This is a genomic window from bacterium, assembly GCA_030704665.1.
GTDB lineage: Bacteria > Patescibacteriota > Microgenomatia > Woykebacterales > RBG-16-39-9b > JAUYID01.
Genome location: JAUYID010000009.1, coordinates 170,069 through 189,063, shown reverse-complemented (window position 1 = coordinate 189,063; position 18,995 = coordinate 170,069). Strand labels below are relative to the sequence as shown.

At 46.5% G+C, this 18,995-nt stretch carries 13 protein-coding genes and 2 tRNA genes; 5 read left to right on the top strand and 10 right to left on the bottom strand.

The genetic code is table 11. The features are described from left to right. The first annotated feature begins 125 nt into the window (after positions 1 to 125). The 4 genes from Q8P13_01150 to Q8P13_01135 all read left to right on the top strand — a co-directional run bounded on the left by Q8P13_01150 (position 126) and on the right by Q8P13_01135 (position 3,289). Positions 126 to 2,348 (top strand): O-antigen ligase family protein, encoded by a 2,223-nt coding sequence (locus Q8P13_01150; protein MDP2671051.1) that lies wholly within the window; start codon positions 126 to 128, stop codon positions 2,346 to 2,348. Positions 2,349 to 2,412: 64 nt separating this feature from the next. After that, positions 2,413 to 2,487: transfer RNA gene (locus Q8P13_01145), tRNA-Ala, on the top strand. A gap of 16 nt (positions 2,488 to 2,503) precedes the next feature. Continuing rightward, positions 2,504 to 2,579, top strand: a tRNA-Ala gene (locus Q8P13_01140). 5 nt (positions 2,580 to 2,584) lie between these two features. Further along, on the top strand, positions 2,585 to 3,289 hold the full coding sequence (locus Q8P13_01135) for an MBL fold metallo-hydrolase (protein MDP2671050.1): 705 nt from the start codon (positions 2,585 to 2,587) through the stop codon (positions 3,287 to 3,289). Positions 3,290 to 3,291: 2 nt separating this feature from the next. Here Q8P13_01135 and obgE read toward each other — a convergent pair whose 3' ends face one another. The 10 genes from obgE to Q8P13_01085 all read right to left on the bottom strand — a co-directional run bounded on the left by obgE (position 3,292) and on the right by Q8P13_01085 (position 17,504). Continuing rightward, positions 3,292 to 4,299 carry a GTPase ObgE gene (gene obgE / locus Q8P13_01130; GenBank protein MDP2671049.1) on the bottom strand — a complete coding sequence of 336 codons (1,008 nt, stop codon included), beginning with the start codon at positions 4,297 to 4,299 and terminating at the stop codon, positions 3,292 to 3,294. 41 nt (positions 4,300 to 4,340) lie between these two features. Beyond that, on the bottom strand, positions 4,341 to 5,567 hold the full coding sequence (locus tag Q8P13_01125) for a M23 family metallopeptidase (GenBank protein ID MDP2671048.1): 1,227 nt from the start codon (positions 5,565 to 5,567) through the stop codon (positions 4,341 to 4,343). Between the two features lie 260 nt (positions 5,568 to 5,827). Further along, entirely contained in the window at positions 5,828 to 7,090 is a 1,263-nt protein-coding gene (gene rho / locus Q8P13_01120) for a transcription termination factor Rho (protein ID MDP2671047.1), read from the bottom strand. Between the two features lie 164 nt (positions 7,091 to 7,254). After that, positions 7,255 to 8,541, bottom strand: a complete 1,287-nt coding sequence (locus Q8P13_01115) for a SpaA isopeptide-forming pilin-related protein (GenBank protein MDP2671046.1) — start codon at positions 8,539 to 8,541, stop codon at positions 7,255 to 7,257. A 358-nt stretch (positions 8,542 to 8,899) separates the two neighbouring features. After that, positions 8,900 to 10,279: a hypothetical protein gene (locus tag Q8P13_01110; GenBank protein ID MDP2671045.1), complete on the bottom strand. Its 1,380-nt coding sequence runs from the start codon at positions 10,277 to 10,279 to the stop codon at positions 8,900 to 8,902. Positions 10,280 to 10,318: 39 nt separating this feature from the next. Further along, a complete protein-coding gene (locus Q8P13_01105; GenBank protein MDP2671044.1) occupies positions 10,319 to 10,639 on the bottom strand; it encodes a hypothetical protein in 321 nt (106 codons plus the stop codon). A 977-nt stretch (positions 10,640 to 11,616) separates the two neighbouring features. Further along, a complete protein-coding gene (locus Q8P13_01100; protein ID MDP2671043.1) occupies positions 11,617 to 12,525 on the bottom strand; it encodes a hypothetical protein in 909 nt (302 codons plus the stop codon). A gap of 90 nt (positions 12,526 to 12,615) precedes the next feature. Further along, complete coding sequence (gene radA, locus Q8P13_01095; protein ID MDP2671042.1) at positions 12,616 to 13,929, bottom strand: DNA repair protein RadA; 1,314 nt, start codon at positions 13,927 to 13,929, stop codon at positions 12,616 to 12,618. Positions 13,930 to 13,970: 41 nt separating this feature from the next. Beyond that, complete coding sequence (locus tag Q8P13_01090; protein MDP2671041.1) at positions 13,971 to 16,397, bottom strand: ATP-dependent Clp protease ATP-binding subunit; 2,427 nt, start codon at positions 16,395 to 16,397, stop codon at positions 13,971 to 13,973. A 3-nt stretch (positions 16,398 to 16,400) separates the two neighbouring features. After that, positions 16,401 to 17,504: a S1 RNA-binding domain-containing protein gene (locus Q8P13_01085; protein ID MDP2671040.1), complete on the bottom strand. Its 1,104-nt coding sequence runs from the start codon at positions 17,502 to 17,504 to the stop codon at positions 16,401 to 16,403. Positions 17,505 to 17,620: 116 nt separating this feature from the next. Here Q8P13_01085 and Q8P13_01080 point away from each other — a divergent pair, with 116 nt between their 5' ends. Next, positions 17,621 to 18,961 carry a folylpolyglutamate synthase/dihydrofolate synthase family protein gene (locus tag Q8P13_01080; protein MDP2671039.1) on the top strand — a complete coding sequence of 447 codons (1,341 nt, stop codon included), beginning with the start codon at positions 17,621 to 17,623 and terminating at the stop codon, positions 18,959 to 18,961. Positions 18,962 to 18,995 lie beyond the last annotated feature (34 nt).

Sequence of the window (18,995 nt, the reverse complement as noted above, 5' to 3'; positions counted from 1 at the left end):
AGGAATTGACAATAATTTCAGAAGAATCTAGACTAAGTGCACCTTGCTTGCACTCTCTTAACTTAAGCAAGAGAAAGGTATTATTGCCCAAGCTTATTTGCCACTAGCCTGGGTTTTTTAGCGCCATGAAAGAAGCTTACACACAAACCCTAAATCTTATTATTCGTTATTACCTAGTTGCTTTGGCCTTTATCACTCCGCTTTTCTTTTTAACTTTTACCAGTGAGGCCTTCAACTTCAACAAATATATTCTTCTCGTTGGCTCGGCATCCATCCTGACTCTTCTCTGGACTGGAAAAATGCTCCTTGAAGGTCGGGTCCGGGTGGTGCGCACGGCGCTGGATATACCTATCTTAATTTTCCTGGCTGTTAGTTTACTCTCGACTGTTTTTAGTGTTGATCAGGTCATTTCTCTTGCCGGTTGGTACCCGAGGTTCCACTTCTCCTTTCTCTCGATTCTTTCTTACAGCTTGCTTTACTTCGTTGCCGTCTCCAACCTGGACAAAGAAACTCGCCGTCTTCTGCTTTGGGCTGTAGTGGCCAGTGGTTTGGTCCTTGGTTTTCTGAGCACGGCTTCTTTCTTTGGTCAGTACCTTCTTCCCCAAGCCTACACCAAAGCAAGAAACTGGACTCCAATTGGAAGTATCAATCAGTTGGTTCTTTACTTAGTTGTAAGCCTGCCAATTGCTTTTTCGCTTCTTTTTTCAGAAAAAAACTACTTTCTGAAAGCCGCCGCCGCCTTGGCAATCTTTTTCATGAGTCTTGCCTTTATCTTCAGCAACATGGGAGTGGGTTGGATTGGCCTTGCTGTAGCCGGAGCCGCCTTTCTGGTACTCTCACCAAAACTCATTCTCGAGCCGACTGATCGTTGGCTAGCTGGTGGTCTGGTCGCGATCTTCGTTGTTGTCGCCCTAGTCTTTGCTTCTGGATCGCTGCGAAACACTCTCTTGAAGCCTATGGTAAAGGGTAAGCCCGCCAGTCTGGAGCTGGTCAAAGAAAATACTCTGCCTCTCGCTAATAGTTGGAAAGTTGCCGCTCGAGCAACTGGCGAAAAACCTCTTCTTGGCTCCGGACCAGGGACGTATCTTTTTAATTTCACCGCCTTCAAACCATTTGAAATGAACTCAACTTCAAATTGGAACATTCGTTTTGATGAGTCCGGAAGCGACTATTTGGGTATTCTCCCAACGATGGGTATCATTGGTTTGATTGCCTTTTCGCTGATCGTCCTTGCCGCCGTCAGACCGACAATCAAATATGTTCTCAATTCTCCGAACCTCAAGCAGAACTCAGAGAGCCTCTTTTTGGCAGTCTCAATTGTTGTTTTCTCTCTTTGTCTGGTCTTCTTCAACTCTGGTATTGCGACCTTCTTAGTCTTTCTCTTGATCACTGCTGCTGCCTTTTCCCTATTGAGAGATGCTGGTGTCGCCGGAGTTGATGACGTTGACCTTCGTCTAGTAGCACTGCGCAGTGGCGGTATCATTCAAGTTGAGCCCGCCGGCCGACCGAAACAAAACAGTTTGGCTCTGGTTAGCTTCATTCCGGCTATCTTTGTCTTTTTGGCCTTGGTTTTTGTTGGTTACCGAGTGTATGCCGGTGAAGTTTACTTCCGCCGCGCCGTCAACGAGGCCAATCAAAAACCCGCCAACGGGAAAAACATTCGTGACAACCTGCTCGCCTCTATCCGTAGCAACTCTTACTTTGACCTTTACCACCGCACCCTGATGTTGACTGACCTTTCTTTGGCCAAATCAATCAGTCAAAGAGGTAAACTCACCAAAGATGAGCAAAACACTCTGGTCGGTTTGATTGGTGAAGCACAAAATGAGGGTAAAATCGCCTCTGGCTATGAAACTCGCGGTCTGGGTGTGATCACTATCAAGAAAGTTCCTGGGACCAGCAACCTCAACGTGGCCAACTGGGAATCTTTAGCTTTGATCTACAGCAATATTGGTGGGGATCAAAGAGCCAATGCCCTCATTCACGCCAAAAATACTTACATCCGCGCGATTCAACTCGACCCGCTCAACCCGCAGCTTTATCAGTCGCTAGCAACCCTCTATTACTCTGAAAAGGATTACGAAAATGCGATTAAACTCTTGCAGTCGGCCACTCAAGCTAAAGCTGACTATCTACCAGCTCGCTACGATCTAGCTCAAGCTTTCATCGCCAAAGGTGGGGTGGACAGTCTAAATCAGGCTGTCAACGAGTTGGGTGCTTACCTAGAAATTTTGCCCGGCAATCAGGTACCTACCGGCTATCCGAAAAAAGAGGAAGCGCAAAAACTGCTGGATGAGATCAAGAAGAAAGCGCAAGAAGCAAGTAAATCAGCAGCTCCAAAACAATAAAAGTTAAAAATAGCTCTTTAGCTTGAGTTCAATCCCACATTTTGATAGAATGCTTCCAACCTTTGGGCCGGTGGCGCAATGGTAGCGCACCTCCATGGCATGGAGGGGGTTGAGAGTTCGAGTCTCTTCCGGTCCACCATTAACAATTTCATCCGGGGCCGATAGCTCAGTTGGTAGAGCGTTGCATTCGCATTGCAAAGGCCGGGAGTTCGAATCTCCCTCGGTCCACCAAAACTATGAAAATAACTAAATTCCCCCAATCCAATTTAATAATCGAAGAAAATGGTAAGTACCTGATGATTGATCCGGGAGTCTATACCTTTGAGAAATTTTCCGCTGCTGATCTGGGGAAAGTTGATGCTGTTTTAATTACTCACGAACACCCAGATCACTTCGACGCCGAACACCTCAAGGCTTTTACCTCACTACCTATTTATGCTAACTCAGCGGTAGTAAAACTAGCTGCAAAGTCTGGGATAAAAGTTAACCCTGTTCAAGACCGGGTCGAATTCGAGGTGGAAAATTTCAAAATTTTACCCATAGACCTAGCCCACTTTCAAGGTCTTTGGTGCCGTGGTTGTAATAACAGAGTCACCACAGAAACAATCACCGAAGACGGAAAGTGCGGGCTCCATATGGACTTGGAACCAGAGCGTAGAGACGGCCCACCCAACACTGGTTATGTAATAAACGGAATCTTTTTCGATCCGGGAGACGGGATCAAAATTGCTGATCTAAAAATTGAAAGTGCTGCTATTCCTATTGCCGGGCCGACAGTTCGCTTTCCGCAGGCCTGGGAATTAACAAAATCCCTAGGTGCAAAACGCATCGTTCCGATTCATTACTCGGCCTGGAAAGCGGACCCAAATGAGTTTGCTAACCAAGCCCCAGAAAAAGTCGAAGTAATTGTCCTCGACGACGGACAAAGTGTAGAAATCTAACCTTATTTACTGGCCTGGACGATTTTCTTTTTCAACTCATCCAAACCAATCTCAGCCGCAGCTGAAATCACGAGTGGCTTTATTTTTAATTTTGACAGTTGTTTTACCTTCTCATTCATTTCTTTTGGTGTAACCAGGTCGGCTTTGTTGAGGACGACGATTTCTTTTTTGGTAGTAACGGTCGGATCATAGGCCTTTAGTTCTTCTCGAATGGTTTGGTAGTTTTTAAGTAAGTCTGCTTCATTTACAGCCAAAACATGCACCAGCAATTTAGTTCTCTCAATGTGACGCAAAAACTGATCTCCAAGGCCTTTCCCCTCTGAAGCCCCTTCAATCAGCCCTGGAATGTCAGCGAGAACCAAAGACTGTGTGTTTCCCCTTCCGTAGTTCATCACGCCGAGATTCGGTTCTAGGGTGGTAAAGGGATAATCAGCGATCTTTGGTTTGGCAGCAGTTAACCTTGACAGCAAGGTTGACTTGCCCACGTTGGGCAAACCAATTAAACCAACGTCGGCCAATACCTGCAGCTCTAAGTTTAGTTCGATCACTTCCCCGGCAGCACCCTTCTCAGCCGTTTTTAGATAGTCCCATTTTTTCCCTGGCCTGGGATCAGAAAGCTGTGAGTGAGGCAAGTGAGCGTTGCCCCGCCCTCCTTTACCTCCTTGGACAACTAAAACCTTCTTACCTTCGACTTCCAAATCAAAAAGCTTCTCGCCTTTGATTGATTTGAGGATAGTCCCAACCGGAACTTTTAGAACCCGGTCAGAGCCGGCAGCGCCTTGTCTGTTGTTTTTACCACCGTTTTCTCCATTTTCTGCTTCAAAAACTTTACTGAAACGAAACGGTAAAAGGGTATTTAAATCAGAAGTTGCTTCCAAGTAAAGGTCTGCCCCTTTACCGCCGTTGCCCCCATCAGGAGGCCCGTAAGTCTTGCCAGTCATGCGATTGAAGGAAACTTGACCGTTTCCTCCTCGACCGGCTTTTAGACTTATTTGAACGCTATCAATCATTGCTTAAGCTTAAAGGAATTTTGGGAAAGGTTAAAGATGGTTTAAGGCAGCAACGACATTGGGTTGAGACTGCTGCTTGCTCTTGTAACCTGGAAGTGCAGGTGAGGACCAGTCGCTCGTCCACTAGTTCCAACTGCCCCAACCAATTGCCCGCGGCCGATATTATCCCCGACCCTCGGGTAAAGAGCTGACATGTGGGCATAGAGTGAGGTCATCCCGTTGCCGTGATCAATGACAACGTGCCAACCAAAATCGTAAGCGAGTTTTTTAGCAACAATGACCCGGCCGGAATCGGCTGCGTAAACGGCAGTCCCATAAGGACAAGCGATGTCAATGGCAGGGTGGAACCAGGAAGCATACTGACTGATTTGACAGCCGCGGACTGGCCATGCCAAAGCACCGCTACCGTGGGCTACCAGATTTGGAAGATAGGATCGAGCCGGAGTGGCAAGCGCCGGTTTGGGCTCAGGAATACTGCCGTTGGGAACTACCAGGGTTTGTCCCAACTTTAACTGCAGAGTTGCGTCGATATAGTTGAACGGGTAGTCGGCAATCGTTTGTTTATCAGCTGAGTATTTGGCTGCCACACTAGCTAGAGTATCGCCGGCGGCAACTTTATAGACTACTCCTGTCACCGGAGGTACTTTCAGGGTTTCTCCTGGTTTGATTTTGTCTGCCTTTAAGCTGGTGGCCCACTTGATACTGTCAGCCGAAACTGAGAATTTTTTGGCGACTGAGGAAATAGTGTCACCATTTTTTACTTGATACTTTACGATCTCGGAGCGTGGTCGCCCCAGAGGAATAATCGTCTCCGGGGTGTTGGGGGCTGAAACTAGGTTTTCAGAAGCAGTTAAATCTTGTGCCGCAATTTCAACTTTAGAAAAAATCCCTCCAACGAGAATCGCCAGCGCCCCAAGAGCCAAAAACCCACCGTGGGTGGCGGGTCGAAAAAGAACTCCGCGGCGCCACATCATAAAATGAACCGCCTGATCCTTTGAGAGATCAAGAAAATGAACCAGGGCAACTGCTTTCTTTTGTATGAAGAAAGCGTAAGCAAAAAGAAATCTCAGGCTGTCCCAGCTCACCAAGACTAGGGACCCTAGCCAACCTAAGAGCACCTGAAGAACCAGTCTAGTCTGAAAGAGCAGACCTTTTCTTTCTTTGACTGCGTAGCCCTCTTCACTGTAAGAAGCGAGATCTAGGAAACTTGAAGTGATATTGTAGCTGTAAAGATTGTCGCTGCTGTCCTCTTTGATGGGTTGTTCCATCGAAAAAATACCCAGCACTTTGTCAACCAATCCTAAATGTCTAAACTGTCTAGACTGACCAACAAAGCGCTGGGTGCCCTCCGTTAAATAGTTGCCTTTGCTTGCCAGGCAGTGGCTCAAACGACTAACTTTTTAACAACTTTTATTCTAACATAGACTAGCAAGTCTTGGCCAATTTAACTTACCACTCTCTGGACTAGTCTGCTAACCATAGTTCAATTGGTTGTTGCAACAAAATATTTAGTTAATATTGGGTAAATTTAGTCGCCCTTATGAAGGGAAGCGAGGAATTCTTCGTTACTTCCTGATTTTGAAAGTCTTTCAATGAGAAGTTCGGTTCTTTCCAGCTCGTTCAGAGCTTCCAACATGCGGTGCAAGCGCCAAACTTGTTGAAGATCCTTCTCACCAAGAAGTAGCTCTTCGTTTCTGGTACCAGATCTCGACGCATCAATAGCGGGGAAGATTCTTCTTTCCGCCAGCGAGCGGTCGAGATGGAGCTCCATGTTTCCTGTTCCTTTGAATTCTTCGTAAATGAGATCATCCATTCTGCTTCCGGTGTCTACCAAGGCAGTTGCCAGAATTGTTAACGAGCCACCTTTTTCAAAATTTCGGGCGGCCCCAAAGAATTTCTTGGGTGGGTAAAGAGCGATTGGGTCGAAACCTCCGGAAAGGGTTCTTCCTGAAGGTGGTAAGGCTAAGTTGTAGGCACGTCCCAGTCTAGTAATACTGTCCAAAAGAATGATGACGTCCTCCCCTTTTTCAACTAGGCGCTTGGCTCTTTCCAAACCAACTTCTGCAACCCTGGTTTGGGCTTCAGCCGGCTCATCAAAGTTTGAGGAAAGGACTTCACCTTTGACGTTGCGGGTAATGTCGGTCACCTCTTCAGGTCTCTCACCGATCAGGACGGCCATTAAATGCGCTTTAGGGTAGTTGGTGGCAACACCGTGAGCGATGTCTTTAAGAATCGTGGTCTTACCTGCTTTGGGTGGGGAGACGATCATACCTCTCTGTCCGAAACCAATCGGCGCAAGCAGGTCAATCATTCTGGTCGAAAGGGGTAGTTTACCGGTTTCAAGCTTGAGTTGTTTGTCAGGATAAACGGCGGTTAAGTTTTCAAACTTTGGTCTTTTCATCGCCTGATCTGGGCTGACATCATTGATCTTCTCAACTTTGAGCATACCAAAATAACGCTCGGTGTCTTTGGGAGGACGAACCAACCCTTCAACACTGTCTCCAGCTCGAATATCAAAACGACGAATTTGGGATTGGGAAATATAGATGTCTCCGTTACCGGCAGTCAGACCGTTGGCCCGCAAAAAGCCGTAACCTTCCGGCATCATTTCGAGCACACCTTTTCCGCGTGTACTTGGGGCAGCCAAACTATCAAAACTATCGCGAGTTTCGTAGTCAAAGTCACTCCCTTTCGGAGTCTCTGGTGTTGCTATTTCTTGTGGAGTTTCCTCAAGGACTTTTTCATCCGAAGAAACCTTGGTATCAGTTTTTTCTTTTGCAGTTCTTGGCATTTTATTTTTTGGGCTAGCTCACTGTTTTAAATTCTAGGGAAACTGAAGTGAGGTTTGAGAACGCACTCATTAAAACACTCTGCACTACCTCTTGTCAATAGACTGCCTTTTCTCTTTCCAACAGGCTAAAAACCGATCGGGCAGGAGATCAGTTTCTAAGCTTCTTAGATTCGGCTCTTAAGCTTCTTGATGACCAGTCCAGCCGGACCGATACCAAGCAGACCTAAGAGGAATAGTTCAGGACCAGTGTTGGGAAGTTCTGTTGGCAGAACTTTACCAGCTTGCTTGTTACCAAAGCGCACCTCGGTAACTTTGTTGTTTTCGACTTCGATAGTTACCGTCTTAGCGGTAGTTGCCGTCCAACCGGCTTTACTTTTCTCAGTTACAGTGTAGCTTCCAACTGGAAGGGCACCACTGACAGCTGTACCTTTAGCATTGGTAGTCAAAGTGAAATCAAGACCCATACCAACGACACGGAAGGTAAAGCTTGTCTTTGGAGCTTTGTCAGCGCCATCTTTGACACCGTTGCCGTTGAAGTCCTCAAACTTGATGACTTTGATGTAACCCTTTTTGCTAGGAACGACAACTTTGGTCAAAGCAGCACATTGGATTTCATTTGGCAACTCTTTAGCTGTGAAGTGTCCAACGTTTTGAAGTGTGTCACCGTCTTTAGCAGAGTCAGAAACTTTGACTTTGAAGACTACGGTTGCAGTTTGTCCAACTTCTAAGCTTCCCAGATTGACTCCATCAGCAATCCAAGCGTCGGTAACGTTAACTGTAGAACTACCTTTGGTTGAGACAGTAGAGCCAGCAATGTAGTCAACGTTGGTCGGTAAGGTTTCCGCGATAGAGACATCGTGCAGACGCAAGTCACCGCTGTTCTTTACTTTCAAAGTGTAGGTCAAAGTGTCCCCAATAGTCGCGGTCGCCTTGTCGACACTCTTAGAAGGTTTGTACTGCAAAGTAGCACCCACATTGGTATAAGCAGCACATTGAATCCAGTTTGGAAGCTCATTTGTTTTGCTTTGCATCACAGTTTGAATAAGAGAGCCAGCGGCAACACCCGCTTTAACTGTAGCTTTGAAAGTTACAGAAGCACTTTGCCCAACTTTAAGACCACCGAGGTTGAGACCGTCAGTGATCCAAGCATCAGATCCAGTTACAGAAGTAGAACCTTTAGTAGCGGTAGTTGTACCAGGCTTCAAAGTAATGTAGTTGGAAAGATTTCCAGCCAAAAAGACGCTGGTAAGATCAACTTGACCATCGTTTTTGACGTTGTAAGTATAGGTGAGAGTATCTCCTGCTTTAGCTTGATCCTTATCAACTCCAAAAGTTGGAGTGTAATGAGGAGCCGTAGCATTGGCAACAGAAGCCAATGGAGAAACCACCCCTAAAGAAAGTGGTAATGATAAAATGGCAGTAAGCAAACTCGCTGTTAATTTTTTCAACATATTTTTTTACTTACAGAACTTGGGTCAGGCAAATTTATAAGCGCTTCTGAAAGCGGGGCGGGAGTTAAAAGTACAAGTATTATATCCTACACTATAGGTCCTTGTCAAGCCCTGCGTTCTTTACCCTTGGGGGCTGGCAAAGGCCTTATACCTTAATTTAAGAGCGTAATAGTGACTTTATCAACAAACAAGCCAAAGCTCTCTCTATCGGCTTTGTAGTTCTTTGTTCTCCCCTTTCCGAGAAAACCAATTTGCTTGATTTGCTCAAAGAGAGGGGCAGGAAGACTTCAGTGTTGCCACTACAAGTCTTTTGATCTCTATTCCTGTCTCCCTGTATTCCCTCTCTTTTACTCATTCGTCAGACTATCCAGGGTGTCGGCGTGGGCACCTCGGTTGGGTAGTCCGTTGGTGTCGGCACCGGTATCGTTGGCGTCTTGTGACAGTCGCACGGTATCGGCGTGTTCGTCGGGTGCGCTGGCGTATTCGTAACCGGCGCTAGCGTTTTAGTCGGTGCTATCGTCGGCGGCGGTGTACAGTCTCCTGGACAACCGGGAGTTGCCGTAGCCGAGGGCACCGGTGTGCTGGTCGGCGGTTTCGGTGTCGACGACGGGAATTCCTTCACGACCGGCGTCTTCGTCGGTGTGAAAGTCTTCGTCGGGCTCGGTGTGTTCGTTGGGCTCGAGGTAGGCGTTGGCGTACCTGTTGCCGGTACTGTCCCCGTCGGAGTGACCGTCTTGGTCTGGGTGTTGGTCGGGGTTGGTGTCTCCTCAGGCGGTTTCGTGGGGGTGATCAGGTTCAGACATTTGTCGTCTAAAACTGCCACCGTACCGTCCAAGAGCTGGACGATTGAGGCTGGCTCACCGCTGAAGCTAAAGCCCCCTGCCAAACGGGTGTCGCAGCTACCTGCGTCCAGAAGAACGCTCACCTTGTAGCCACTTCCCTTGATGAGAAGCTTTCCACCCGGACCCTTCTCGAAATCGAAACCAGCCGCCTCGAGCTGACTGATAAAGCCCTTGCTCACGGCCTCATCGTAGTCGAAGATCAGCTCTTTCGGATCCGAATTAGCGTCGACCTTGAACCCGTTACAGTTCATAGTGACTCGAGTTTGCTCTCGCGGGTCGAGACCCATGAAGAACTGTTCCGCGCTCGGGTCTGGCGCGATCGGTACTGAACTCACCAGCTGCTGTTCGTGGCCGGGCAAGAGAGCCAAAGGCGCTGGTGCCGACTGCGGACCCCACCCGTCCTGATCGATGTTGGTCGTATAGTCGGTCGGTTTCGGATCACTGAGCGGAACAAGGTAGACCGCCGTCTCCGCAGTGCAGTCCTCATGGCTGCGTTGCAGCGGGACGTGCTTTTCGGAGATACGATCACCCGTCCAGACCAACTCGTTACTCTCGAAGATGACGGCCGGCTGAGCACCTATCGGCACTCCACTGAACACGATCGTGCCGTCGTCCTGCGTCTTTCCGCGCAGAGGCTCAGACCCGTACACCGCCGTTGCCTGGAGACCCTTGTAAAGGCTGCCAGTAAGGCGGTTCAGGGGGCGTACAACCAACTGACCTTCATCTTCCTTGCAAGGCAAGGACTCGGCGATCGAAGGGTCAGCAGGCCTCAACGGGACTCGGAAGCCCACGTCATTGCCTGTCAACACCTTCTCTCCGCCCATGGCGAAGGTCAGTGCGACTGCGATGGCGAAGAGGAACGCCCCCAACCCCATCAGTTTGTTTCCGGTATTCATCGTTTTCCTCCTGTTGATGAGTTCGGTTTACCTTGATGGTTAAGGAGTTCCACCTCCTTGCGCCACAAGCTGCGGCCCGTTTTCGAGAGCCTCAAGGATGTAGCCGATGTGCTCACTCACCACTGCTGAACCCCTCCCTTCCAGCACCATGGCCGTGAAGCGAAAGTAGTTTGCTTCACGCTGGTAGCGGTTGAGGTTTGGGTTCGCCGCGGCAAGCCGATGGGCGATCATGAAGGCGTCGTCGGCTTCAGACCGCTTCTTCTTCCTCCACTTGAGGTTCCAGATTAGTCCAGCTACCATGAAGGCAGCAGCAGCAACGTAGACGATCAGGATTGGACCCCCGGGAAGTTCGCTAGGCATGATGCTCCTCCATTTGAATTCAATTTTGCGCCTCGAGTGAGGGCAACCACCAATTAAAGAGTTTTTTAACTAGTGGTTGCCCTTCTTGAGGCTAAGGAGAAACACTCATAGCTTCGAATTTATGATCAGTTTTTTTACCCAAAAACTGGTTATTAAAGGTGCGATAAAAATCTCAGTTGTTTATTTTTCAAATTTTCTCTAGGCACAAAATTACCTTTTTTAGGCACAAAAAAAGGCCTTGTAAAGGCCTTGGTCAATTTCTTGTCATAAAACACCCTTTTTCGATCCTGCAAAACTTAAGCAGAGATCTCAGCGCCCAGTAAGAGTGTTACCCCAAACCAGACGCCGGGACCTCTGCTTAAACATTTCTAGGTTCGAATTAGGATGCCTCGGACTCACTATTTGTTATAACTGTGCTTCGTCTTTTCTTGTCAGGATCATTTCAGACTTGATTTTTGTTTTCGTTGCTGTCTTAATAATCATTAAAGAGTACACCTGCTGTCCAGATGTATTCCCGGGGCACCGCCATCGGCGACTATTGATCCACAGGCCATGGTGGTGCTTCGTTTTTGAAGAGTTTTACTTTCTACCCCTCAAATATCCTGTCAAGAAAACAGTTAGGCTTTTTCGGATAATTCCACCCGCCAGATGGCGGGTCAAGACTCTCGCCCTGCCCGTTCGAGAATCTCTCAAGGCCTACCTAAAAGGCAGTTCCTGTTTTGTTAAAAGAGCTAGATACACCAGCTACCTTTAACGTTCACTGGAGGTATCTTGGCATATTATAGTTGTTTTGTCAAGTTTTGTCAACCCTATAGCAAAAGATTGTCCTCTTCTTCCTCTACCCCATAGTTAATTTAGCTTCAAAAATAGCTGTTTTTCCTTTTGTGGATAGTTAGTGGATCTTCCCAATGGCTTTTCCTCTCAAGGGTTCTGTTATAAGTTTGGTACAGCAATTTGTGGCTAGAGAAAAAAGCGGTCTATTTGTGGGAAGTAACTTGTTCGGGGATTTGGACGAAAATCATGCGTCCAGCAACGGTCTGAAAGACGCGAGAAACGACAACTTTTATTTTCTTACCTACGTAGCCAGCTCCTCTCTCGACCACAATCATCGTTCCGTCCGGCATGTAGGCAACTCCTTGTTCTTTTTCTTTTCCTTCAGAAACAACCTTGACTTCAATCTCTTCACCAGGCAAGAAAGGGGTTTTGATCCCGTTGACAAGCTCATTTACGTTCAAAATCTTGACCCCTGAGACAGTGGCAACTTTGTTCAGATTAAAATCAGTAGTCAAGATCTTGGCATGGAGGTTTTTGGCAAGTTTGAGCAGCCTCTCGTCAATATTTTTTAAACCCTCACCAGGCGCACTGTAAACGACCGTTTTCACATACCTGGATTTTTTGATCATTTCCATTATCTCCAAACCTCTTCTTCCCCGACCTCGCTTGAGATCGTCAGCTGAGTCAGCAATGTGCTGTAGCTCAAGCAAAATAAAGTTGGGAACAACGATCGTACCGAAAAGGAAGCCTGATTCGACGATTTCTGCAATTCTACCGTCAATCAAAGCACTGGTATCAACACAGATTGGGTTGATCCATTTTTGGCCATTTTCTTTTTCCCGTCGTGGGAATTGCCTGGGAATCGAGGGTAAACGAAGCTGAGATGAAACTTCGGCAGCAACTCTCTTTGAAATATTGGCGGTGAGAACGGCGAGAAAGTTTGTAAGAAACGGGATCAAATAGACCCCGATTGCTCCCCCGACAACTACCGCACCGAAGTAGGCAGCTAACTGCAAACCGCTCTCGTTCAAATGAACAAAAGTGCGCACAAAGAAGAATCCGATTAGACAGAAAATACCACCGATAACCAGGCGGGTGGGGCCTGAACTCATAAAGATAATTCCTTTCTTACCCTGCGCTAAATTAAATCTAGTTCAGGGCGGGCAATTTTCAGATAAAGACAGGATAAATTCGTTTTGCCCTTATTTAGTAAAAAACTTCTTTTCAAAAGCCAGATCGATCGCCTCTTTCAAAGTTCGGGCCGTCTCTGGCGTGATAAATTTGCTGAAACCAAGCTTTTTAGCTTCAGCTACTCTTTTCTTTAGGTTGGGAACGGTGCGTATTTCTCCCATAAGCCCAACCTCACCGAAAGAGACTGTTTGCTTTGATATTACCCTATCGGACACGCTCGCAGCAATAGCCAAGCAGACGGCCAGATCAGCAGCCGGTTCAACTAGCTTCAAACCACCGACAACATTGATAAAAACATCCTGATTTTGTAAATTGAGCCCAGCCCGCTTGTTAAGCGTAGCTACGAGCAGTTGCAGTCGGTTCTGATCCAAACCAAAGCTGCGGCGAATCGGCAAACCAAAGCTAGTTGAATTGGTGAGCGCCTGAACTTCGGTGAGCAAGACACGGCTACCCTCAACTACGGGCAAGATAACTGAACCTGCAGCCTCAACCCTACCCTCGAGAAAAAGTTTACTTGGATTGCTGACCTGCTTCATTCCGCTTTCCTCCATTTCGAAAACTCCAATCTCGTCAACCGGACCGAACCTATTTTTGCTGGAAATAAGCAAACGGAAAGCAGACTCACGTTGACCTTCAAGCACAAGGACTGTATCAACCAGGTGCTCAAGAACCTTTGGTCCAGCCACTGCTCCTTCTTTGGTTACGTGCCCAATCAAGAAAACAGCCACATTTTGTTCCTTGGCAAGTCTCTGTAGTTTAAAGGCGCATTCACGCACCTGAGCAATACTTCCGGGAGTTGAGTTGAGCTCAGAAGAAAGTAGGGTTTGAATCGAATCTACGATCACAACTTGGTATTTCTCATCTTGAATTGAGGCCAAAATACTTTCTAGGTTCGTCTCGGGTAAAATTGATATCAATTTACCCTTGAGTTTGAGCCGATTGAAGCGGATCTTGACCTGCTCGACTGATTCTTCACCGGAAACGTAAAGGGAAGTAAATTCTGAAGCCAGCTGAAGTAAGAGGGTAGATTTGCCAATGCCTGGATCGCCCGCAAGCAGGGTCAGACTGCCGGGAACTATCCCCCCGCCCAAAACCCGATCAAGCTCTTCCAAACCAGTCTCGAGTCTCTTCAGGGGCTTCAGAGAGGCTTCTGCGAGCTTAACTGGCTTTGTCCGAGCTGGGCTTAGACCTTTACCGGCTTTAGGCTCAGTTACTAGAGTTTCGACCAAGGACCCCCAGCTCTCACAGTTCGGGCACTTCCCTAAATATGAGGGTGATTGGTACCCACACTGCTGACAGATATAAATAGTCGCGGCTTTGGACATGGTCAAAACATTGTAGAGAGAGGGGGAGGGTTTGGCAAGGCTCACTTGAGAACGATCTTGTCTTGGTCAACTTTGACAGAAAGTTTCTGCCCCTGGCTAAAGGTACCGGAAAGAATCCCTTCGGAGAGCGGATCTTCGATCTCCTCCTGGATAAGGCGTCGTAGTTCACGAGCTCCAAACTCAGTAGAAAAACCTTTTTTGACCAAAAAATCGTAAACTTTGTTCTGGACATCAAGTTTAATTCGATAGTCTTTGAGACGGATCTTGACTTCATCCAAAAGGAGTTTGGCGATTTTTTTGACTGAATCTTTGTGTAAAGGTTTGAAAACTAGTATTGAATCGACTCGATTCAAAAACTCAACTTTAAACATTTTTCGCAATTCTCCAGTTAGTTTTTGGGACAGGTCTTTATGTGTTGCGTCGATTGCTCTTTTTTCACTTGGGTTGATGTGGACAAAACCAATATCTCCTTCACGGCGAATGAGATGAGAACCCACGTTGCTTGTCATGATGATGATCGCGTTGCGGAAATTGATGACTCGCCCCTTACCATCCATGAGCTGACCATCTTCGAGAACTTGCAAGAGGATATTGAAAACTTCTGGGTGCGCCTTTTCAACCTCGTCGAGTAAGATGACTGAGTAAGGTCGTCTTTTTAATCTGTCCGTCAGCTCCCCGCCTTCCTCAAAACCAACGTAGCCCGGTGGTGCCCCCACCAAACGAGAAACCGTGTGTCTTTCTGAAAACTCACTCATATCCAATCTAATTAGGCTCTCTGGGTCCTCAAAAATTACTTCGGCTAGAGTTCGGGCCACCAAGGTTTTTCCCACCCCACTTGTACCGAGAAAGATAAAAGAACCGATCGGCCGGCGTGGGTCACGCAAACCGACGCGGCTGCGACGCAACACTGAAGCCAAATCTTTCAAGACTTCGTCTTGACCAACTACTTTCCTACCCAATTCTTTTTCTAGATTGAGCAGCCTCTCTGCTTCGTTGCTAGTTAGTTCCTCCACCGGCACCCCCGTAATCATCGAAACCACACTGGCTACGTCTTCGGCTGTAACAAAAGTTGAGTTTTTTGGTTCTGGATCTTTGGAGACAATAATATTGAGTTTGGTTGAAAGTCTTTTTTCTCGTTCGCGCAACTCCATGGCTTCTTCATACTCCTCAACTTTAACTAGTTCCTCTTTGTCATCACGCAGATTTTGCAAAGACTCCTCAATTTTTAGGATGTCCTTGCTAAAGGTGTTTAAAGAGACTGACTTTTTGCTGGCTGCTTCATCGAGAATATCAATCGCACTATCCGGCAAGTGTCTTTCGGTGAGGTAACGCGCGGCTAGTTTTACCGAAAGTTCAATCGCTTCTTTTTTTATTTTGACTCCGTGAAAGTTTTCATAACGTGACTTCAATCCTTCCAGAATTTTTATTGTGGTCGCACCATCGGGCTCACCAACAAGAATAGGTTGGAAGCGCCGTTCAAGAGCAGCATCATCCTCGATAAAGTGGGCGTACTCTTCAATTGTAGTTGCCCCAATACAGCGCATTTCGCCTCGGGCCAGAGCTGGTTTGAGAATATTGGCTGCGTCCAAAGCTCCCCCCGCACCCCCAGCCCCAACAATAGTTTGGATCTCATCAATAAAAAGAATGATATTGCTCGCTTCTTTTATTTCGTCCATGATTCCGAGCAAACGTTCTTCGAAATCGCCTCGGAAGCGAGTACCGGCCACCAAAGCGTTTAAATCAAGGTTAATTAGTCTGGTATTGAAGAAGCGGGAGGGGACTTCTCGGTCAACAATTCTTTGCGCCAAACCCTCGACAATGGCGGTTTTACCGACACCGGCATCTCCCAAAAGAACCGGGTTGTTTTTAGTACGCCGCGAAAGAACTTGGATCAGCCTTTGGATCTCAATTTCCCGACCGATAACTGGATCAAGCTTTTTCTCTCGTGCGGACACAGTCAGATCGCGGCTGTAAGTATTCAAAAGAGGTGTGTTTGGTTCTTTCGGAGTGGTTGTCGGATTTTGATAAGGTGAATAGCTTTCAACTCGGTTTTTCAAGGATTCGTAGGTAACTCCCCAACTGCGCAAAATGTGACAAGCCAACCCAGAAGGGGTCTTGGCTAGTCCGCAAAGAATGTGTTCTGTTCCGACAAAGGCACTACCCCAAAGATAAGCTTGGAGAGCTGCGGCGGCGATTGATTCCTGAGCTGCTTCGGAAAAACCCTCCTCACCTTCATTACTTTTGTCTCTGGGATCTGTTGAAGCGACAACTGCTTCTTTGACTTTGATAGCATCGATTTGAAAACTTGCTAGAACTTTGAAAGCAACGCTAGTCTCATCTTGAAGAACACCCAGTAAGATGTGTTCCGTATCAACCAAGCTTGAGCCTAGTTGCTTGGCTTCACGCGCAGCCACCGCCAGAGATCTCTTGGCTCGATCCGTAAATTTTTCTGTCAGTCTTTTGCTCATGACCTAACCTTTCTTGGTCTTTTTAGGTTTGTCTCCTGCCTTGAGAGCCGGCAAGTCTTTGTCTTTTTCTTTGGTGACAAGACGCAAGGCAACTCGGCGAGTTTTGGCATCAAAAATATCTACACTAATATGGACTTTGGACCCAGCTTCAAGTTTGGTTCCATAAGGAATCTTGGAGGAGTGAATCAAACCTTCAATTCCAGACTCTAGCTGAACAAAAGCTCCGTAGGAACTGGTCCGCGAAATTTCGGCATCCAACTCTTTTCCGATTGGATATTTGCTTTCGGCTTCCTGCCAAGGATCGGGTAAAAGTTGTTTAATTGAAAGGTTAACTTTACCACTGCTGGGGTCAATACTGACTACTTTTACTTTTACTTTTTCTCCAACCTTGTACATCTCAGCTAGATTTCCAACTCTTTCCCAGGAGACCTCACTGATATGAACCAAGCCTTCAACCCCGGAAGGTAAGCTGACCAAGAATCCAAATGGTAGCATCTTGGTTACTTCTCCATCCAATTTGTCCCCTTCCTTGAAAGGCAGTTCAACCTTGGGTAGGGCTCTCTCTGGGTGAGCTTCTTTCTCGGAAAAAACGAGGCGGTTGAGTTTTTTGTCGACTTCGATGACTTTGACCTCAAGAGTCCGTCCCATCACTTCGGAACTAGGGGTGACTAAGTGTGAGGAAGGAATAAAACCACGCACACCATCAAAATCAACGATGACACCACCACGATTGGATTCAAGAACTTTAACTGAGGCGGTTTCACCGGTTTCCATTTTTTTGGTGGCTGTGATCCAGCGTCGTTCTCCGCCAGTTTTCTTCAAAGAAAGAATGGCTTGACCGTTTTCCCCTTCCGCTGAAACTACATAAACCAAGATCTTGTCACCAACTTTCATGTCCTCTATATTAGCTCCTTCAGATTCAATTTCTCGACTGCTGATAATTCCTTCTGCTTTGGCCCCAACATCAACCAGTATCTGCTCGGGATATTTGGCAACTACCAAACCTTCAACTACCTGTCCCCGGTTAATGACCTTGGGACTGTACTCCTCTTTGGCCAGGAGATCAGCCATTTTTGAACTAATTTTATCTACAACTACTTTTGACATACAGCTTTTAAGCTCCTTTTTTGAAATTTTGTGCTCCTAGCCTAACGTATTTGAGATCGAATTGCAACTAGCAAGGTTTTGACAAGAAAACCTCTTTTTGTTAAAAGCGAGAGGAAATGAAAATTTCTACCTTTCGACAAGCGCAAGACTATTTGGAAAATTTAATACCCGCCAACTTTAAATCCGAAGAAGCTCTCAAACTTGAGCGCATCAAGCTTTTACTAAAGGCTTTGGGCAACCCAGAGAAGAATTTAAAGTTAATCCATGTGGGTGGAACAGCTGGCAAAGGCTCGACGGCAATGATCTTGGCTAGTTTGTTGCAAGGACAGGGTGAAAAAGTTGGCCTTTTTCTTTCTCCACATTTGGAAAAAATCACTGAACGAGTTCAGATCAATCGAGCCAATATTCCCGATCAGGATTTTGTTGAAGAGGTCAACTTTCTTCTCGAGCATATTGATAAAGTCGCTAAAAAGGGCTTGGGGGCGCCGACTTATTTTGAAGCTCTTGTTGCTCTCGCTTTTGATTATTTTCATAAACAAAAGGTCAACTTTGCGCTTGTCGAAGTTGGTCTGGGAGGGAAACTGGACGCAACCAATGTCATCATCCCCCTGCTCTCGATTTTAACCAACGTTGGTCTGGATCACACTGAAATTCTGGGTCGTACGGTTGAAAAAATTGCCCGCGACAAGGTTGGAATTTTCAAGCCTAAGATTCCGGTCGTCAGTGGTGCCACCCAAACCTCAGTTCAGAAAATTGTCGTTGCTAGAGCTCAAAAAACTTCTTCTCCTCTTTTTTTGCTAGGAAAAGATTTTCGCTTTGTAAGTAAATCTATTTCTTTGACAGGCTCCAAGTTTGACTTTGTCTTTGGGAAAAACTTTTATCCTGACTTAAAAATTGCTCCCCTGGGTGGTTTTCAACTTAAAAACGGTTCCTTAGCTCTAGCCGCTCTTTTGCTTTTGGAAAAACAAGGAGTCATTAAACTTGATTGGGCAAAAGTTGAAAATACCCTAAAAAGTTTAGCTGTTCCTGGGCGTCTAGAAATTGTCGCGGCCAAACCGACCACCATACTCGATGGAGCGCACAATCCGATGAAAATGAGCAGTTTAATTGACGCACTCGAAAAACTTTTTCCAAAACAAAAACTGATCTTTTTACTTAGCTTTAAAAAGGGTAAGAATGTAAACGAAATGCTGAAAATTGTTGAACCAAAGGCAGAAAAGATCTTCGCCAGTCAGTTTACCGCCAACACTGATATGGCCAAAAACCCAGCAATATCTGCTGCATATATTTGTAGTTTGATATACAAAGATGACTTATGTATCAAAGAAGAGAATCTGACCAAAGCTTTCTTGTCGGCCAAAAATCGGGCTCGGGAAACTTCTTCGCTTCTGGTCGTAACTGGCTCTCTTTATTTGGTCGGTGAAGTACGTTCTCGCTTTTATAAGAAAGGTCATTAGCAATTTTTCTCTCTTTGTGCTAAAAGGATTTTAG

Coding starts and splice junctions, on each gene's coding strand:
- Q8P13_01090 (MDP2671041.1), bottom strand. CDS start 16,397: ATGAGCAAAAGACTGACAGAAAAATTTACGGATCGAGCCAAGAGATCT.
- Q8P13_01115 (MDP2671046.1), bottom strand. CDS start 8,541: ATGTTGAAAAAATTAACAGCGAGTTTGCTTACTGCCATTTTATCATTA.
- rho (MDP2671047.1), bottom strand. CDS start 7,090: ATGCCAAGAACTGCAAAAGAAAAAACTGATACCAAGGTTTCTTCGGAT.
- Q8P13_01135 (MDP2671050.1), top strand. CDS start 2,585: ATGAAAATAACTAAATTCCCCCAATCCAATTTAATAATCGAAGAAAAT.
- Q8P13_01100 (MDP2671043.1), bottom strand. CDS start 12,525: ATGAGTTCAGGCCCCACCCGCCTGGTTATCGGTGGTATTTTCTGTCTA.
- Q8P13_01110 (MDP2671045.1), bottom strand. CDS start 10,279: ATGAATACCGGAAACAAACTGATGGGGTTGGGGGCGTTCCTCTTCGCC.
- radA (MDP2671042.1), bottom strand. CDS start 13,929: ATGTCCAAAGCCGCGACTATTTATATCTGTCAGCAGTGTGGGTACCAA.
- Q8P13_01085 (MDP2671040.1), bottom strand. CDS start 17,504: ATGTCAAAAGTAGTTGTAGATAAAATTAGTTCAAAAATGGCTGATCTC.
- Q8P13_01105 (MDP2671044.1), bottom strand. CDS start 10,639: ATGCCTAGCGAACTTCCCGGGGGTCCAATCCTGATCGTCTACGTTGCT.
- Q8P13_01080 (MDP2671039.1), top strand. CDS start 17,621: ATGAAAATTTCTACCTTTCGACAAGCGCAAGACTATTTGGAAAATTTA.
- Q8P13_01125 (MDP2671048.1), bottom strand. CDS start 5,567: ATGGAACAACCCATCAAAGAGGACAGCAGCGACAATCTTTACAGCTAC.
- obgE (MDP2671049.1), bottom strand. CDS start 4,299: ATGATTGATAGCGTTCAAATAAGTCTAAAAGCCGGTCGAGGAGGAAAC.
- Q8P13_01150 (MDP2671051.1), top strand. CDS start 126: ATGAAAGAAGCTTACACACAAACCCTAAATCTTATTATTCGTTATTAC.